The organism is Candidatus Thiosymbion oneisti (assembly GCF_900092655.1).
GTDB lineage: Bacteria > Pseudomonadota > Gammaproteobacteria > Chromatiales > Chromatiaceae > Thiosymbion > Thiosymbion oneisti.
On sequence record NZ_FLUY01001194.1, the window covers coordinates 1 to 16642 of the forward strand.

Consider the following 16642-nt stretch of genomic DNA (forward strand, 5'->3'; position numbering starts at 1 on the left):
GTCCAAGGCCCCCAGACCGCCATCGTCGTCGGCAAAGCCGGCGAAGAGCTCTGGACCGACCAATACGGCCGGGTCAAGGTCCAGTTCCACTGGGACCGCTACGGCAAATCCGACGAGCACAGCTCCTGCTGGGTGCGCGTCGCCCACCCCTGGGCCGGCAAGAACTGGGGCGCCATTGCCATCCCCCGCATCGGCCAAGAAGTCATCGTCGACTTCCTGGAAGGCGACCCCGACCGCCCCATCATCACCGGCCGGGTCTACAACGACGTCACCAAGCCCCCCTACAAACTACCCGCTGGTGCCGCCATCAGCGGACTCATGTCCAACAGCACCAAAGGCGGCGGCGGTTACAACGAATACGTCATGGACGACACCAAGGGCCAGGAGCTGATCCGTGAGCATGGTCAATTCGACAAAGACAGCACCATTGAGCACGACCTGCGTGAGCATGTGCTGAATGATCGCAGTCGGGATGTCACCAATAACGAGACCATCCGGATCGGGAAGGATCGTGCCAAGACCGTCGGCAGTGACGAGACCATCAACATCGGCCATGATCGCAACCAGACCGTGGTCAACAACGAGACCATCAGCGTCGGCAGTAACCGCACTGATACCGTCGGTGCCAATCAGACCCTCTCCATCGGCGCCAATCGTACTGAAAATGTCGGTGGCAACGAGACGGTAACCATCGCCGCCAGTAAATCGGAGACCATTGCCGCCGCCAAAGCGGAGAGCATCGGTGCCGCCAAGGCCCTGAGTATCGGTGCTGCCTACCAAGTGAGTGTGGGAGGGGCCATGAACACCAGTGTTGGCCTGATCCAAGCCGAAGAAGTCGGACTCTCCAAGAATGTCCTGGTGGGCAAGAAGTTCTTCATCAAAGCCGGCGATGAGCTGGAAATCGTGGTCGGCAAGAGTTCCCTGGTGATGAAACAGGATGGCACCATCATCCTGCAAGGCAAGCTGGTACACGCCAGCGGTGCCGACGGTGTCAAGATCGACGGCAAGGTAGTGGACGTTAACTGAGCTGGCGCAACATGCAGCTCATCAACTACACCCCCTTCCCGGCGATTACCTGGGAAGTACTCGCCCCCGACGGATGCGCGCAAGGCGTCCTCCTGGTACGAGGTTGTTTCGAGCTCAGCGCCGGCAATGCCGGATCCCACCTTGCGCTCCACCCCGCAGCCGAACAGGGCGCATGGTTCGGTGAAGACCGGTTCTTCGGCCAATCCGGCCAATCCGGCCAATCCGGCCAATCCGCGGTCCGCTACGAGAGCGATTTCGTCCCTTCCAAGCCGCGTACCGATTTGATCCTCAACGCGGTCACCTACAGCCCGGACGGTTCCCCGCAGCCGCGTTGGCAATGCGGTGTCGGTGTTGCCAGCCGCGAAGGCAAAGCCCTGTTCCATAAACGCCTGCAAGTCACCGGCAAGCGTTTCTGGCAACGTACCGGGATATTATGGAAACGCTGGCAACTTTCGGAGCCTGGCGAGTGCATCCAGGTGCCGATCCGGTATGAGCTCGCATTCGGTGGTGGCCTGCGAGAGCCGGCAGGCCCGGACGGTACCCCCGGACATTGGATTGTCTTTTGCGACCAAAATCCCATCGGTATCGGTCTGTTGCATGACAAACAGCCGGCCGACCTGGTTCCGGCCCCCCGGATCGAAGACCCCCGGCAGCCGATCACCGATCCTCACGCAACCTATCCGCCGCAAGGCTTCGGCTTCATTCACCGGGCCTGGCAGCCACGCCTGGCCCTCGCAGGAACCTTTGATGCCACGTGGCTAGCAAACAAGCACCCCCTGTTGCCCGATGATTTCGATAACGCCCACCACAATGGCGCCCATCCCGACCTGATCGGAGCCGGACTGGCGCGTGGCCACCTCAAGGGCAATGAAACCCTGCGCCTGGAGCATTTGCTACCCGGCCAACCGATCTGCCACCTGAGGCTACCGGGCTACCACCTGCTGGCCCGCCTGCGGCTACCAGCCGATGTAGCGGCCTATCAACGACTCAAGCTGGACACCATCCTCATCGACATCGACGCCCCGGACCAGGCCCAGTGGCGGGTCTATCTCTCCTGGCGAGTACGCTACCCATTAAATCCCGCACCCGATGCCATCGAGCCGATGCTTATCAAGGACAACCAACCGCAGGGCACGAGCAATGGCTGACCAGGAAGCCGCCCGCAAGAGCGGTCGTCCCATCGTCGTCAGCCAAACCCCCGACGTCTGCAAGACGCCAATCGGCGGCGCGACGCCGCCGGTGCCCTATCCGGTCACCAAGGACCTCAGCGATGCCCTGAAGGCATCGCCGAACGTCAACTTCGGTGGCAAACCGGCCTTCACCCTGGGCAGCCAAACCCCGGATGTAAGGGGCGATCAAGCAGGCAGCGCCTGCGGCGTCAAATCCGGCACCGTGGGCGGCAAGTGTGAGCCGATCCAGGGCTCAAGCACGGTGCGAGTCAACGGCCAACTCGTCGTCCGCCATGGTGATCGCTTCACCATGAACAATGGCAACACCACCGGCAAGTTGGTCTATTTCGGAGACGGCGGCGGGGCACCGAATACCGAGGGGGCCACGATCCCACCGGACCAAGACGAAGCCTATTTCAGGAACATGGCCGATGCCGTCGATGCTGCCGAGGAACAGTTTGGGGACTTATTTGAGGAGGTTGAGGCATGTGTGATGGAAGGGGTTGACTCTGTCGAAGATATGGTTGACTCTGCTATAGATAAGGTTGAAGATGTGTTTAATCAGCCTCTCGGGGAAACCATCGACGAAATAGGAGAAACCATCGACGAAATAGGAGAAACCATCGATGGAATAGGAGAAACTATCGGAGCAATTTTGGATGATCCCGGCGCTGTCTTGGAGAATGTGAGATCCTCTGCCAAGGATAAGATAGGCTCTGTTGTAGAAGACTTGAAGAATGGGCAAGTTGGCAAGGTAAGCGGACGTATTATCTGCGGAGCAGGCGGTATCGTCATAGGAGCAATAGGAACAAAAGGCGTTGACAAGGTTGTAAAGATTGCAGAGGGGGCGAAGGGAGCAAAGAAGATTGTGAAGGGGACAAAGGGTAGAAAGTCCGAGCCATCTAAAAAGAGTGATAAAATCGATGCGAATCCAGAGAATGGAGTAAAGATCGAAGGGGCTAAGGGAACGGGACAGAGTCCAGAGGTCACAAAGGGAAGTGCTAGAGCTGAAAAAAGGGAAAAGAGCTTTGATGAAGCTCGAGAAGAGGCATTCGAAAATGCAGGTATGACAGATCCGTCAAAAATACGAGTTAGTAAAGTGGACGAAGCAACTGGAACCGCTGTGGAATTTAAAGGGCCAGGCGGGGCGAAGGTAGGCTATGATGGTCCACATAAGTCTCCTGGCCCCCATCATGACACTCAGCATATCAGCTGGCAGTCCGCTGGTAAGCGAGGACGTGGTGGAGGAAAACGGGGCAACATTCCGTATGACGGCCCAAGACACCCATCGCGCCCAGATAGGAAAAACCAATGATCGAGCAAGAACTTCTTGATGAAATCCGGAATGTTACTTCGTCAGGCGAAATCTTTGAAATGCATGATTATGAGGCATCTTCGACACTTGGGCTCATACAGGACACGTTCATTGATCCTTTGTCAGGCCAATGGTGGTGGGAGAATCTCAGAGGCGAATCCGTCACTATCCAATATGGGGATAATGATGGACTGTCGGTGGTTAGTGATCTTGTCGGGAGGGCTGGCTCGGTATTTCTTGTTCCTACAGATGATGAGAACCCGCCTTGGCCTATTTTCATTGGACACATAGAGAAAATTATTGATCTTTTGAGGGAACTACGATTCTTCGAGTATTTTATAACGGATAAGAATAACACTTGGATTGTCTTCGACACGCATCACAATACTCTTGTGGTTTCTGGTATTCTGCTGGATAGGGCCAAGGAGATTAATACTTCACTGAGCTGATACCTCGAAAAGAGTAAGCGGAGAAAGGGACACCCATTTTGTTCCCAATGCCATTAAGTTAAGGCAATGCTGTCGATTCGACAGGAATTGCCGGAACCAGGAAGCGATGGAAATTGTAAGAAATTTCACATCTCTGTGACTGGATTCCGCCAATCCCTGACGGAATGACGGTTTAACTTAACGACATTGATTTTGTTCCTACTCCCTACTAACGACCAAACAACCCATAGGGGAACAATCACGGTCGGAGACACCACAGCTCTCATCGAGACGAAGGAGCGGAATCCATGAAAAGTATGACTACAGCAGCAGAGGGTGAGACGACCTCCCTCCCATTGGTGGGGCAGCAGACCCTTGTCATCGAGAACGATGCTCGGGGTAACCTGCTGCGTATCCTTGATCCGCACGGCCAGGTCACACTGAGCGTCGAAGTGACCGAGGAGGGGGGGCCGGTACTCCGCTTCGAAAACGGTCTGCAGGTACGAACGGAAGGCCACCTGAATTTCGAGGCACAAGGTGTGGCCATCCGCGGCCGCGATGAAGTACGCATCGAGAGCGGGGCCGATGTGCACATCCACGCCGCCGGCAACCTGAACCTCATGGGCAATGGCGACGTCGAGCTACAGGGAGAGCAGGTCCAGATCAACTGATAGGGGCTGTTGACACTCCTGACAGCTACACTGCTGATATCGTAACCGGATCACGCGATTAGAAACTGTTTGCTGAATCAAAAGCCCAACCCCTGAGTTGGGCTTTTTCCTCTTAGCGGCTCATCTGAATCAACTCAATATCTTTCTTGAGCAAATCATTCACGAATACCGAGAGATCAACGCCTTTGGCATCAGCAATGGCGGCAAGTGTATTTTGCACACTGGCTTCCAAATGGATGGGCAGTTGCAGTTGCGCATCTTTGCGATAGAACTTGCCGCGTGTGCCGCCGGAGAAATCGATTTCCTCGGGTATGTCGTCATTGTCATGTGCTTGTGTCGTCATCGTCTTCACCTTACCGAGGTTCGTTCTCGTATTGCTGCCGTTCCCGATGCGTGGCTTCGCGTGCCGAGATCAGGCGGATTCTTGCCGTGTCGGCATCCAGGAGTTGGTAGGTATGCGACACGGCCAGCAAACGGCCCTCGCTGGTTTGCCCCAAAGTAAACCAGCGTTCCTCCGTGTCGCTATGGGCTTCATCGAATACGGTCAGCGCCGGCGGGTCAAGCATAACCGTCACAGCCTGCGCGAAGGTGACCCCATGCTTGACTGGATTACTCTGAGCCTTTGCGTTATCCCAGGCAATGTCAAGTAGTGCGATCTTTGAAACACCCACTTTGCTCGTATCCCTCCTCGCGGCACAGACTTAAATCATCGGGCTACTTCCCTACGCTGATCACCGGAAAATCCAGCGGTTTACGTGTGGGAGGTTGTTTGGCCTGCTCCCGTTGCTTCAGGGAATCCACGAAATCCTCTACCTCCGCGACCCGATCTGCCGGAAGTGACCAAATCTTCTCGATCAAGGTTTGTGCGTGTTGTGAAGGCATTGCCATGTCAACCCCCCTATGGATTCATGGATTCCGAACTGTTATCGTAAAAATTGTCGTAATCACCTTTCGACCTCGGCCTACTAGTCGGGGAAGTGCGGTCCAGGGCAGGTATACTAGGGGGTGTTGACATTTAAATCTAACCGGCTGTTTTTCATCTGTGAAATGGTCGCAACACACTGTCATCCCGAGCGGAGCGAGGGATCTTAAGATTCCTCGCTACGCTCGGAATGACAAGTTTCTGTAGCGTTCGCTGTACAGATTTTCTAAATGTCAACACCCTCTAGAGATCCATATGGCCGAACTCACTCCAAAGGAACGGCTGCAGCCTTCGCTGCTGGACCGGCTCACGGATGACGAGCCGCGTCAAGACAAGGAATCGCGGGAGCAGCGGGTGCTCTCCCCGCGCCAACTGCGCAGCTCCGTCATTCGTGATCTCCAGTGGCTGCTCAATGCCGTCGATCTGGCCTCGGTGCAGGACCTGTCTCCCTACCCGCAGGTGGCCGATTCGGTGCTCAACTATGGCCTGCCGGATTTGGCGGGCAAGAACGTCTCCGGCCTGGAGGTCGGCTCATTGGAGAAAGGCCTGAAGGACATCATCCGGCGTTTCGAGCCCCGCATCCTGCCCGCTAGTCTGGAGGTCCGCGCGGTGGTCGACGCGGACAGCATGAGCCACAACGCGGTCCGGTTCGACATCGAAGGGGAGCTCTGGGGGCAACCGCTGCCACAGCAGCTCTATCTCAAGACCGAAGTTGACCTGGAGTCCGGGGCCTTCGAGGTCTCCGAGCGGTAACTGCCGAGCCTTACCTAAAACACCCAGGCGGTCCGCACAGCGGACCCTACGCTTAACCACTTGATTGACTGTAGGGTCCGCTGTGCGGTCCTTCTGATATGTCAACAGCCCCTGGTACCCCGTTTCAGTAGAATTTTCTGATAAAACCAGTCTCTGTCATCTCGACCGAAGGGAGCTGTCATCCCGAGCGTAGCAAGGGATCTTCCACCTCGACAAAGATTCCCTGGGCATAAGATTTCTCGCTACGCTCGAAATGACACTAAATGTCAACGCCACCTAGTCGTTAGCTGGACAGGCTCTTATGGACCCCCGCCACCTGGAATACTACAACCGCGAGCTGCAACATATCCGCGAGATCGGCGGAGAGTTCGCCGCGGAGTTTCCGAAGATTGCCGGGCGCCTGGGCCTGAGTGGTTTCGAGTGCGCCGATCCTTACGTCGAACGGTTGCTGGAAGGCTTCGCCTATCTCGCGGCCCGGGTCCAGCTCAAGATCGACGCCCAGTTCCCCGCCTTTACGCAGCACCTGTTGGAGGTGGTCTATCCCCACTACCTCGCTCCCATGCCCTCGATGGCGGTGGTCCAGTTCCAACCGGACCTTACCGAAGGGGCCCTGGCGGAGGGCTATGTCCTACCCCGTAATAGTTCGATGAAGAGGGAGCTCGGAACGGGACAGGATACCTTTTGCGAATATCGTACTGCCCACGAGCTCACCCTATGGCCCCTGGAGCTCACCGCGGCCGAATACTTCGTCCATGCCGGTCCCGTGGTCAAAACCGATCTTGCGGTGCTCAAACGCAGCAAGGCCGGCATCAGGCTGCGCCTGCGCTGCACCGCGGGCCTGAATCTCGACCAGCTGAATCTGGATCGCCTGCCCCTCTTTCTGCGGGGGGCCGACGAGCTGCCGTTCCGTCTCTATGAGCTGCTGTCGGCAAAGCCGGTGGCGGTCATCGTCCAGCCCATCGAACGCCCGCTGCCTTGGTGCGATCTGCTCGATCCTTCGGCCCTCGCCCCCAGGGGATTCGCGGACGCAGATGCGCTTCTCCCGTATCCTCCGGCCTCCTTTCAGGGCTACCGTAACCTGCACGAATACTTTGCCTTTCCCGAACGCTTCTTGTTCGTCGAGCTGCGCGGCCTGTCCCCATCCCTGCGGCGCACGGCGAGCAACGAGCTCGACATCATTATCCTACTGCCGCGGCGTGACCCCGTGCTGGAGCAGAGCCTGGACGCCTCGAACTTCGGTCTGTTCTGCACCCCCGCCATCAATCTGTTTCCCAAACGCTGCGACCGCATCCGCTTGTCCGAGGGCGTCCATGAACACCACCTGATTCCGGACCGTACCCGCCCGCTGGACTATGAGGTCTATCAGGTGAACAGCGTCACCGGGTACACGGAGGCCGAGCGGGAATTGCAGACATTCCTGCCTTTCTATGCCGCCCACGATCTGACCAGTCCCGGCGATCACCCGGCCTATTACAGCCTGCACCGGGTCCCGCGGCGTTTGTCGTCCCGCCAACGCCGAGAGGGACCTCGGACCAGCTATATCGGCAGCGAGGTCTACCTCGACCTGGTGGACACCGCCCGGACCCCGTACCGGAGCGACCTGTACCAGCTCGGAGTAACAACCCTCTGTACCAACCGTGATCTGCCCCTGCAGCTACCCGTCGGCACCGGGGGTACCGACTTCGGCGTCGCGGAAGGTGCGCCGGTAGCGGCGGTCCGCGTCGTCGCCGGGCCGACCGCGCCGCGCCCTTCCCATGCCCATGGCGACACTGCCTGGCGCCTCATCAGCCACCTATCCCTCAACTACCTGTCGCTCGTCGACGGGGCCCAGGACGGCGCGGCGGCCTTGCGGGAGCTGCTGGCGCTCTACGGCGATGCCGCCGATGCCGCCATCCGCAAGCAGATCGAAGGGGTGCAATCGGTCGCCTCCAGGCCCATTACCCGCCGCCTGCCCGGAGCACGTCCCGTGACCTATGCCCGCGGCTTGGAGATCACCCTGTCCTGCGACGAGACCGCCTTCGAGGGAAGCGGGGTGTTTTTGCTCGGTTCGGTGCTCGAGCGCTTCTTCGCCCGCTATGCGGCTATCAACTCCTTCACGGAGACGGTCCTCAAGACGGGCCGGGGAGAGATGATGCGATGGCCGGCAACCATCGGCCGCAGACAGATCCTGTAGATCTGTTTTCCGCCCTCGGGCAGGCGCCCTTCGGGTTCGATTTTTTCCAGGCGTTGCGGCGGTTGGAGAACCTCTACCGCCACCAGCCCCGCCTGGGCAGCGCGACCAAGGCGGCGGACGATCCGGTACGGCTGGGGCAGGAACCCGCCACCACCTTTGCCCCCGCGACCATTGCCGGCTTCCAGGCCGGTACGGACGGCAGGCCGCCGCGCCTGGAGGTCCACTTCCTCGGGCTGCTGGGACCGAACGGTCCCCTGCCCCTGCATCTCACCGAATATGCTAGGGACCGGCTCCGCAACGCCGACGATCCGACCTTCGCCCGTTTTCTGGACGTCTTCAACCACCGGATGCTGAGCCTGTTCTACCGGGGCTGGTCACAGGCCCAGCCCACGGTGAGCCTCGATCGTCCGGAGGCGGACCGTTTCGGGGACTATGTGGGGTCCCTATTCGGCATCGGGATGCCGGCCTATTGCAACCGGGATGCCATGCCCGACCTGGCCAAGCGCCATTATACCGGCCATCTGTCCTGCCAGATCCGCCACGCCGATGGGCTGCGGTCGATCCTCGCGGATTTCCTCAAGCTCCCGGTACGGATCGAGGAGCTAGTCGGGCATTGGCTTGCTCTCCCGGCCGATCAGCACTGGCGATTAGGCGAGTCACCGGCCACCGGTGCCCTGGGGGTGAACACCATCGTTGGCGCCCGGGTGTGGGATCGGCAGTCTAAGTTCCGGGTCCGCATCGGCCCGCTGGGGATGCAGGACTATGAGCGCCTGTTGCCCGGCGGCGCCAGCTTGGCACGTGTGGTTGCCGTCGTGCGCAACTATACGGGTGACCAACTGAGCTGGGACTTAAATCCGGTCCTGAAACGAGCGGAGGTCCCGCCCATCCGGCTCGGGGCTGCCGGTCTGCTCGGCTGGACCACCTGGCTCACCAGCCGCCCCTTGGCAAGGGACGGCGATGACCTTTTGTTGGACGCTATGGCCTGGCAGGGAGACGACGGGGGTTTGCCACCCAGGATGCCCGTGGCTTGAGGCTGAGTTAGGGGTTGTTGACAGTTATCCGAGCGCGGGCGAACGACATCCTTTATCCGCAGATTACGCAGATTTTCACAGATGAAAAAACAAAACAATCTGTGAAAATCTGCGTAATCTGCGGATTAAAAAGACCTGGGTCGGGCTAACTGGCCTGCCGCCAGGCAGACAGCGTGTTCGGACTTGGAGTGATGATATGGCTGTCAATGTGGATCGTGATCCCTTAAACCAAGGACCAAATCGGAATGACTAAAATCGATGATGCGAGATATTGAATGACCCAATCGACCGACGAGGACTATTTGGCCATTCTCACGGGCTATATTCAGGTCTGCGCCACGTACAAGCCGAAACTCGGCCATGGTGCAAAGGCCGGATATGAACTCGACGAGTTCCAGCGTATCTACAGGGCTGATCCCTTCTACAATTGGCTTGGCCTTGACAATCCCCTCATGTACGCGGCCCACAAAGCCGCAGGGGGGATGACCAGTATCTATCGGCAAATCGGCATGGGCTGCGAGTTTCTGTTCAGGCGTATCCTGCAAGACCAACTTGACCTAAACGACGAAGACGTGAGGTGGTCCTATACGCTTCCGCGTGTGGGCGGCGGAAAGGCGCGGAAACTTCACCTCGATGCACGTATCCCCATTTCGAGTATCGCAGATACCGCGCGAAGGCGTCGCGTTCGATCCTGGATGCGGAATGCCGCAAACCGGATTGATATCGATTCTGCCATTGCCAAGACCCTACAAGGTATCGTCTTCGAGATCCGACAGGGTTACAAGAGCAAGGACTCCAAGCGGCAGAATGCGGACATTGCCAATGCGGCTACGGCTTACACGAAGGGGCTCCTTCCTTGCGCGGGAATCCTCTCGCTTCAGATAGACGAAGATATTGCACAGCGTTACCGCAACGAAAGATGGATGCTCCTCACGGGGTTGACGGACAATGCTTCCTCTGACGAATCGTTTTACGGCTTTTGCAAAGATGTGATCGGATACGATCTTGCCGGTTTTTTCCAGCGCAATAGTCCCGCCATCAGGAAGGAGGTAGAGGCCATGCTCATGGCACTCTTGACGCCATCATGAGTAAGGTTCAATTTTCCGAATCAGCTCAGCAAAATGCCGATCTAACTTTCAAGCTCAACCGCCACTATGGAAGGCACGGTTGGCTTCGTCTCACGCCTGCATACTCCGTGAAACTTGTCTCCGAAATCTTGACGGCTTCGGATCGAGGGATTCGGGTTCTCGATCCTTTTTCCGGGACCGCCACAACCCCTCTTTGTGCCGCCTACGCTGGTAACACCGCGACCGGAGTAGAGATCAACCCTTTCCTCACATGGTTCGGAAACGTCAAACTCGCCACCTATTCTCCTGCTTGCGTTCGTCGTGCCAGTGATGCGCTCGCCCACCTGATCTCCCAAGCGACCCGTAAGCAGGCCAGGCCCGTGGCCCCACCTCCGATGCACAACCTCCAAAGGTGGTGGAACCCGGAGAAGCTGGATTTCCTGTGTAAATTCAAGGCGGCCTTGGATAATACTATTCGCCACGACTGTGCGACCCGAGACCTGCTACTCGTCGTTTTCTGTCGTCTCGTAATCAACTTCTCCAACGCCGCATTCAACCATCAGTCAATGTCCTTCAAGGACAAAGTGAAGGTGGACGCTTCAAAGGAGCGGCAACCGGCATTGTTCGACTTGGAGCCCGACCTTGCCTATATTGCACGTACCGAGGGACGGGAGATTCTCAGTTCCGCCAGCAACAATCCTAGCGGTGCTGCGAGCGTGATTGCCGGTGACTCCCGTTCCATATCGAATGTAGTTTGCGGTGAGTACGATTTGCTCATAACATCGCCCCCCTATCCTAACAGGATGTCCTACATTCGAGAGTTGAGACCGTACATGTACTGGCTCTGTTACCTAAACAATGGCCGGGATGCTGGTGACATGGACTGGTCCACCATTGGGGGGACGTGGGGAATAGCCACCAGTAGACTTCTGGAGTGGCATCGATCTCCCGATGGCTTCTACCCACCGTACTTCCAGACGATTCTATCCGGAATACGAAAGGCCGATAATAAGAGCGGTATTCTCTTGTCGAATTACGTCGCGAAGTACTTTGAAGACATGTGGCACCACCTCAGAGATGTAGCGAACGTGATGAAGATAGGCGGGACCGTTCACTACATCATTGGTAACTCAAGGTTTTATGACACGGTCGTTCCGGTCGAGCGGTTATTTGCCGAAATGCTCACAGAGTCAGGGTTCAGTGATGCGCGCATCACACGCACTCGAAAACGAAACTCGAAGAAAGAGCTTTACGAGTTTGACGTCAGTGCAAGAAAGTGAACAACAGCTGACAACCGGTTACAGCGGAAGGCGTTCCGCCACCGCTGGATCGAAGCGTTAGAGACTGTCTAAAAATGCCAACAGACCCTAGGTACTAGAAACCATTGAAGAGCTTATCTCCTAAGTAGAGATACGAAAACGTTTCCCACAATCAAAGGCTTTGTCATGGTTGCGTTTTTGCACCACAGAGGGCACCGAGAACACAGAGAACAGAAGAGAACGCAAAGGCGCAAGGACGCAAAGGTTTTTTCTCTGCGTCTTGGCGTCCTGGCGTTGCGACATCTCATTCTCAGCAATTCTCTTTTCTCTGTGCCCTCTGTGTCCTCTGTGTCCTCTGTGTCCTCTGTGGTTATTTTCCTTTAATCTGCGAGAATCTGCGTCATTTGGGGACAAATGAAGCGGGTGGATAATTTTCCCATACTCAATCATAATCCCGGCGACTTCGCTTTTTACCGCCAATGGATGCGAATTGCTAAGAAAATCGAAAGTAATGCCGCGTCTGCTCCCTCGTTCCCTTGGGAGGGTATCGCAAAAGCCCCTCTCCCGCCGGGAGAGGGGTTGGGGAGAGGGGGAACCAATGGCTTTAGTTTCGATACGGTTAGTAACGCAGACCGGTCGCAATCGGCTCGCCATCATCGACGGCTCTTGATCCATCTGCGTCGATTTGCGTTCATTTGCGGATAACTCTTCCGTGTCGGGATCATAGAGGGTTCGTAACATGACAGAAATCAGCCGCACAGCACTGTTTGGAAAGCTCAATAGCCTGGGTTATAAGGCCATCGAGAGCGCCACCGTCTTCTGCAAGATGCGGGGCAACCCTTACGTGGAGCTGGTGCACTGGCTCCATCAGATCCTCCAGAACCAGGATTCGGATCTGCACCGCATCATCCGCGGCTTCGGTCTGGATCCGTCCCGGCTGGCGCAGGATTTCACCACTGCCCTCGACCGCCTCCCGCGGGGCTCGCGCTCCATCTCCGACCTCTCCTCGGATGTGGAGGAGGCCGTGGAGCGCGGCTGGGTCTATGGCACCTTGCTGTTCGGCGAGTCCCAGGTGCGTACCGGTCATCTCGTGGTGGGCATCCTTAAGACCCGCGGCCTGCGCGCGGGACTGGTGGACATCTCCAAGGAGTTCGACAAGATCGGTGTCGATGCCTTGACCGAGCGCTTCGACGAGCTCCTGAGTGGCTCCCCGGAAGCACGGCTGGGCGCGACCGACGGCTTCCAGGTCGGCGGCGGTGCGGTTCCGGGCGAGGCCAGCGGTGCCATGGCCCCCGCCCAGATGGGCAAGCAAGAGGCCCTGCAGCAGTTCTCCCTCGACCTCACGGAACGGGCCCGCAACGGGGAGATCGACCCCATCGTCGGGCGTGACGAGGAAATCCGGCAGCTCGTGGATATCCTCATGCGCCGGCGGCAGAACAACCCCATCCTCACCGGCGAGGCGGGCGTCGGGAAGACCGCCGTGGTCGAGGGCTTCGCGCACCGCATCGCCGCCGGCGAGGTGCCGCCCCCGCTCCGGGACGTCACCCTGCGCACCCTGGATATCGGTCTGTTGCAGGCCGGCGCCAGCATGAAGGGCGAGTTCGAGAACCGACTGCGTCAGGTCATCGAGGAAGTCCAATCCTCACCGACGCCCATCATCCTGTTCGTCGACGAGGCCCATACCTTGATCGGCGCGGGCGGTGCCGCCGGCACCGGCGACGCGGCCAATCTGCTCAAACCGGCCCTGGCCCGGGGTACCTTACGCACCATCGCCGCTACCACCTGGGGCGAGTACAAGAAGCACATCGAAAAGGACCCCGCCCTCACCCGTCGCTTCCAGGTCATCCAGGTCGAGGAGCCGGACGAGGGGAACGCCATCCTCATGGCACGGAGTATCGCCACCACGCTCGAAGCACACCATCGCGTGCAGATACTCGACGAGGCCCTGGAGACGGCAGTAAAGCTCTCCCACCGCTACATCCCGGCGCGACAGCTACCGGACAAGGCGGTGAGCCTGCTCGACACCAGCTGCGCCCGGGTCGCCATCAGCCAGAGCGCGGTCCCGGCAGCAGTGGAGGACGCCCGTCGCCGCATCGAAGGACTGGAGACCGAGCTGGCCATCATCGACCGCGAGACCGCCGTCGGCGTGGATACCGCCGCACGGCAACAATTCGCACAGGACCGGATGGAAGCAGAACGAGACCGCCTGGCGATATTGGAAGGGCGTTGGGAGCAAGAACAGAGTCTGGTGGACCGGATCCTGGACCTACGGGCCCAGCTGCGGGGACGGACCGATGAAGTGGAAGGCACCGAGACGGCGCTGGCGGATACCGCCGATGGGATTACCAAGACCCTTCCGATGGACGACGAGCCGCCCGCCAGACAGCCCCTGCCGAAGTCGGAAGGCGATGCCCAAACGCCCGGCCCGGGATCTCCGGCGGGCCACGAGCCGCCGCCCACGCCTGCTCCGTCAGGGCCGGAAGACGAGGGGCAACCGCTCAGCGCGGAGCAACGGGCCAAACTGCTCGACGAACTCAAGTCATTGCAGACCGAGCTCCAAGGGCTCCAGGGTGAGACCCCGCTCATCCTCCCCAGCGTAGACGCCCAGGCGGTGGCCGCGGTGGTCGCCGACTGGACCGGGATCCCGGTGGGGCGCATGGTCAAGAACGAGGTCGCGGCGGTGCTCAAGCTCGCCGACACCCTGAACCAGCGCGTCATCGGCCAGCGCCATGCCCTGGAGATGATCGCCCGTCGCGTCCGGACCTCCCGCGCCCGGTTGGACAACCCGGACCAGCCCATCGGCGTCTTCATGCTGTGCGGACCCTCCGGCGTGGGCAAGACCGAGACCGGTCTGGCCCTGGCGGAGGCCCTCTACGGCGGCGAGCAGAACATCGTCACCATCAACATGAGCGAGTTCCAAGAGGCCCACACGGTCTCCACCCTCAAGGGGGCACCGCCGGGCTACGTCGGCTACGGCGAGGGCGGTATCCTCACCGAGGCGGTGCGCCGCAAGCCCTACAGCGTGGTGCTGCTCGACGAGGTCGAGAAGGCCCACCAAGACGTGCACGAGATCTTCTTCCAGGTCTTCGACAAGGGGTGGATGGAAGACGCCGAAGGGCGCTACATCGACTTTCGCAACACCCTGATCCTGCTGACCACCAACGTGGGCACGGAGCTCATCATGGGCCTATGTAAGGACCCGGAGCTCATGCCCGAGCCGGAGGGCATCACCAACGCCCTGCGCCAACCCCTGCTGAAGACCTTCCCCGCGGCCCTGCTGGGGCGCTTGGTCGCCATCCCCTATTACCCGCTGAACGACGAGCTGCTCGCCGCCATCATCCGCCTCCAGCTCGGGCGCATCGCCGAGCGCATCGAGGAGAACCATCGGGTCCCCCTCACCTACGACGATGCGGTGGTCACCCTCATCGCTGAGCGCTGCCGCGAGGTGGAGAGCGGCGCCCGGGTGGTGGACGCCATCCTCACCAATACCGTCCTGCCCGCGATCAGCCGGGAGATCCTCGAACGCACCCTCGCCGGGGACGCGCTGGGACGGGTCGGTATCAGTGTCGTTGAGGGTGGGTTCGAGTATACCTTTGACTAGGGTGTGTTGACATTCAGCGAACCGCATCAGTCAGGTAGCCAAGTCGATTGGGGTGCGTCATAACCCGAAATCGGGATCGGGATCGAAATCGGGATTCCGATTGCGATTCCGATCCCGATTTCGATCTACCAGGCTCTCCAACAGTTCTAAGTAAAGAAAAACATGAATGAAAGATCAGTGGCATTTGTTTTCGGTTATATCCCCAATATCGATTACCCCAATAAAGAGGCGCAACGCCATCAATTGAGTAAAAGATTTGCAATCGCTTTGGATACCTACCGATCAAACAGTGATTCCATCCTGATTTCGGACAACGCATATTTCCTGCCAGGACTCCGGGACCCTTGGGACTCAACGACCAAGCCGATCCATCCGTGTTCTCGGAGCTGGGTGAGACGCCCGGACCGACCGGCTTCCACGACTACGCCGAACTCATCTCCCAAGCCCCACCTCTGGGGCCCTCTGAGCATACCCAGACACCCCTCGGAAACGCCGGAAACACCGCCTACCGATGCTGTCCTGTCCGAGGAGCCCACCTCCGGCACCGTTCCCGTCGGTGTCGGTATAGCATCGAAAGTCCGTATTCCCGTGCCCGGCAGCGGGGGTCTGCATATCGAGCTTTCTCCCCGGGGACGGCCTCCCCCAGGCGGCTCCACTTCCACGCTCTTTATCCAGGACAAGTTCGGCAAGCGGCATTTACGCCTGGATTTCGGGTATAACCCAAAGACCGACACGGTCAACTATCACTGGAATCAAAGAGGAACCTATAACGTATTTAGGATACAGGACCACACACCGGTGGGGCGTGGCGGCCAAGCACTATATAAGGGAGCCAGATATTTTCGTTATGCTGGACGAGTGTTACTGGTCGCCGGTGCGGCAATCGATCTCTATTCCATCGTCGTCGCTAAGAAGCGCCTCCGGTTGGAAGCTCTTCTCCGGCACCCCATCCGGTATACGGGCACTCCTAGGATAGAGCATCGATTGCGAGTGCCAACCCTTGCACCCGGAGCCTGTCCAATCGATACTTGGTCGCGATTTTCGGGAGAGAAAAGCCATGCCCTTGAGCCAACAAGCCCGGACCCTCGCGGTCACCACCCCCCTCGGCGAAGATGTTTTGCTCCTGCGTTCCATGAGCGGCAGCGAGCACCTGAGCACCCTGTTCGAGTACCAACTGGAACTCATCAGCAAGTCTGTGAATATCAAGCACGAAGACCTGCTCGGCCA

Annotated in this window: 14 protein-coding genes; 11 read left to right on the top strand and 3 right to left on the bottom strand. The window is 58.7% G+C overall.

Annotation, left to right across the window (positions count from 1 at the left end; all coding sequences use genetic code 11):
• From BQ17_RS12125 to BQ17_RS12145, 5 genes are all read left to right on the top strand, one after another.
• The coding region (locus tag BQ17_RS12125) for a type VI secretion system Vgr family protein (protein WP_141699250.1) at nucleotides 1-1026 on the top strand (1026 nt) is incomplete at its 5' end.
• 11 nt (nucleotides 1027-1037) lie between these two features.
• On the top strand, nucleotides 1038-2174 hold the full coding sequence (locus tag BQ17_RS12130; RefSeq protein WP_089727411.1) for a DUF2169 family type VI secretion system accessory protein: 1137 nt from the start codon (nucleotides 1038-1040) through the stop codon (nucleotides 2172-2174).
• Complete coding sequence (locus tag BQ17_RS22695; protein WP_218068250.1) at nucleotides 2167-3510, top strand: PAAR-like domain-containing protein; 1344 nt, start codon at nucleotides 2167-2169, stop codon at nucleotides 3508-3510. The genes BQ17_RS12130 and BQ17_RS22695 overlap by 8 nt, the downstream gene beginning before the upstream one ends.
• Complete coding sequence (locus tag BQ17_RS12140) at nucleotides 3507-3959, top strand: DUF6756 family protein (RefSeq protein ID WP_089727412.1); 453 nt, start codon at nucleotides 3507-3509, stop codon at nucleotides 3957-3959. Before BQ17_RS22695 ends, BQ17_RS12140 begins: the two co-directional genes overlap by 4 nt.
• Nucleotides 3960-4246: 287 nt before the next feature.
• On the top strand, nucleotides 4247-4609 hold the full coding sequence (locus BQ17_RS12145) for a hypothetical protein (RefSeq protein ID WP_141699251.1): 363 nt from the start codon (nucleotides 4247-4249) through the stop codon (nucleotides 4607-4609).
• A gap of 112 nt (nucleotides 4610-4721) precedes the next feature.
• On the opposite strand, the gene BQ17_RS12150 is transcribed toward BQ17_RS12145, so the two are convergent.
• From BQ17_RS12150 to BQ17_RS20745, 3 genes are read right to left on the bottom strand one after another with little or no spacing between them, the layout of a single operon-like run.
• A complete protein-coding gene (locus tag BQ17_RS12150; RefSeq protein WP_089727425.1) occupies nucleotides 4722-4952 on the bottom strand; it encodes a hypothetical protein in 231 nt (76 codons plus the stop codon).
• Nucleotides 4953-4962: 10 nt separating this feature from the next.
• Nucleotides 4963-5280 carry a BrnT family toxin gene (locus tag BQ17_RS12155; RefSeq protein ID WP_256091567.1) on the bottom strand — a complete coding sequence of 106 codons (318 nt, stop codon included), beginning with the start codon at nucleotides 5278-5280 and terminating at the stop codon, nucleotides 4963-4965.
• 43 nt (nucleotides 5281-5323) lie between these two features.
• Nucleotides 5324-5497, bottom strand: coding sequence for a DUF2281 domain-containing protein (locus BQ17_RS20745; protein WP_218068251.1), 174 nt, complete (start codon nucleotides 5495-5497; stop codon nucleotides 5324-5326).
• A gap of 289 nt (nucleotides 5498-5786) precedes the next feature.
• Here BQ17_RS20745 and tssE point away from each other — a divergent pair, with 289 nt between their 5' ends.
• From tssE to BQ17_RS12185, 6 genes are all read left to right on the top strand, one after another.
• The gene (gene tssE / locus BQ17_RS12160; RefSeq protein ID WP_089727416.1) at nucleotides 5787-6284 is read left to right on the top strand and encodes a type VI secretion system baseplate subunit TssE; all 498 of its coding nucleotides are present in this window, start codon (nucleotides 5787-5789) and stop codon (nucleotides 6282-6284) included.
• A 301-nt stretch (nucleotides 6285-6585) separates the two neighbouring features.
• Nucleotides 6586-8457 carry a type VI secretion system baseplate subunit TssF gene (gene tssF / locus BQ17_RS12165; protein ID WP_089727418.1) on the top strand — a complete coding sequence of 624 codons (1872 nt, stop codon included), beginning with the start codon at nucleotides 6586-6588 and terminating at the stop codon, nucleotides 8455-8457.
• The gene (gene tssG / locus BQ17_RS12170; protein ID WP_089727420.1) at nucleotides 8421-9488 is read left to right on the top strand and encodes a type VI secretion system baseplate subunit TssG; all 1068 of its coding nucleotides are present in this window, start codon (nucleotides 8421-8423) and stop codon (nucleotides 9486-9488) included. The genes tssF and tssG overlap by 37 nt, the downstream gene beginning before the upstream one ends.
• Before the next feature lie 275 nt (nucleotides 9489-9763).
• Nucleotides 9764-10576: a hypothetical protein gene (locus BQ17_RS12175; protein ID WP_089727422.1), complete on the top strand. Its 813-nt coding sequence runs from the start codon at nucleotides 9764-9766 to the stop codon at nucleotides 10574-10576.
• Nucleotides 10573-11835, top strand: coding sequence for a TRM11 family methyltransferase (locus BQ17_RS12180; RefSeq protein ID WP_089727423.1), 1263 nt, complete (start codon nucleotides 10573-10575; stop codon nucleotides 11833-11835). Before BQ17_RS12175 ends, BQ17_RS12180 begins: the two co-directional genes overlap by 4 nt.
• A gap of 718 nt (nucleotides 11836-12553) precedes the next feature.
• Nucleotides 12554-15415 (top strand): type VI secretion system ATPase TssH, encoded by a 2862-nt coding sequence (locus tag BQ17_RS12185; RefSeq protein WP_089727424.1) that lies wholly within the window; start codon nucleotides 12554-12556, stop codon nucleotides 15413-15415.
• Nucleotides 15416-16642 lie beyond the last annotated feature (1227 nt).

What these genes read in the sequence shown, in the direction of transcription:
- BQ17_RS12130 (WP_089727411.1), top strand. Translation starts at nt 1,038, where the DNA reads ATGCAGCTCATCAACTACACCCCCTTCCCGGCGATTACCTGGGAAGTA.
- BQ17_RS22695 (WP_218068250.1), top strand. Translation starts at nt 2,167, where the DNA reads ATGGCTGACCAGGAAGCCGCCCGCAAGAGCGGTCGTCCCATCGTCGTC.
- BQ17_RS12140 (WP_089727412.1), top strand. Translation starts at nt 3,507, where the DNA reads ATGATCGAGCAAGAACTTCTTGATGAAATCCGGAATGTTACTTCGTCA.
- BQ17_RS12145 (WP_141699251.1), top strand. Translation starts at nt 4,247, where the DNA reads ATGAAAAGTATGACTACAGCAGCAGAGGGTGAGACGACCTCCCTCCCA.
- BQ17_RS12150 (WP_089727425.1), bottom strand. Translation starts at nt 4,952, where the DNA reads ATGACGACACAAGCACATGACAATGACGACATACCCGAGGAAATCGAT.
- BQ17_RS20745 (WP_218068251.1), bottom strand. Translation starts at nt 5,497, where the DNA reads ATGGCAATGCCTTCACAACACGCACAAACCTTGATCGAGAAGATTTGG.
- tssE (WP_089727416.1), top strand. Translation starts at nt 5,787, where the DNA reads ATGGCCGAACTCACTCCAAAGGAACGGCTGCAGCCTTCGCTGCTGGAC.
- tssF (WP_089727418.1), top strand. Translation starts at nt 6,586, where the DNA reads ATGGACCCCCGCCACCTGGAATACTACAACCGCGAGCTGCAACATATC.
- tssG (WP_089727420.1), top strand. Translation starts at nt 8,421, where the DNA reads ATGGCCGGCAACCATCGGCCGCAGACAGATCCTGTAGATCTGTTTTCC.
- BQ17_RS12175 (WP_089727422.1), top strand. Translation starts at nt 9,764, where the DNA reads ATGACCCAATCGACCGACGAGGACTATTTGGCCATTCTCACGGGCTAT.
- BQ17_RS12180 (WP_089727423.1), top strand. Translation starts at nt 10,573, where the DNA reads ATGAGTAAGGTTCAATTTTCCGAATCAGCTCAGCAAAATGCCGATCTA.
- BQ17_RS12185 (WP_089727424.1), top strand. Translation starts at nt 12,554, where the DNA reads ATGACAGAAATCAGCCGCACAGCACTGTTTGGAAAGCTCAATAGCCTG.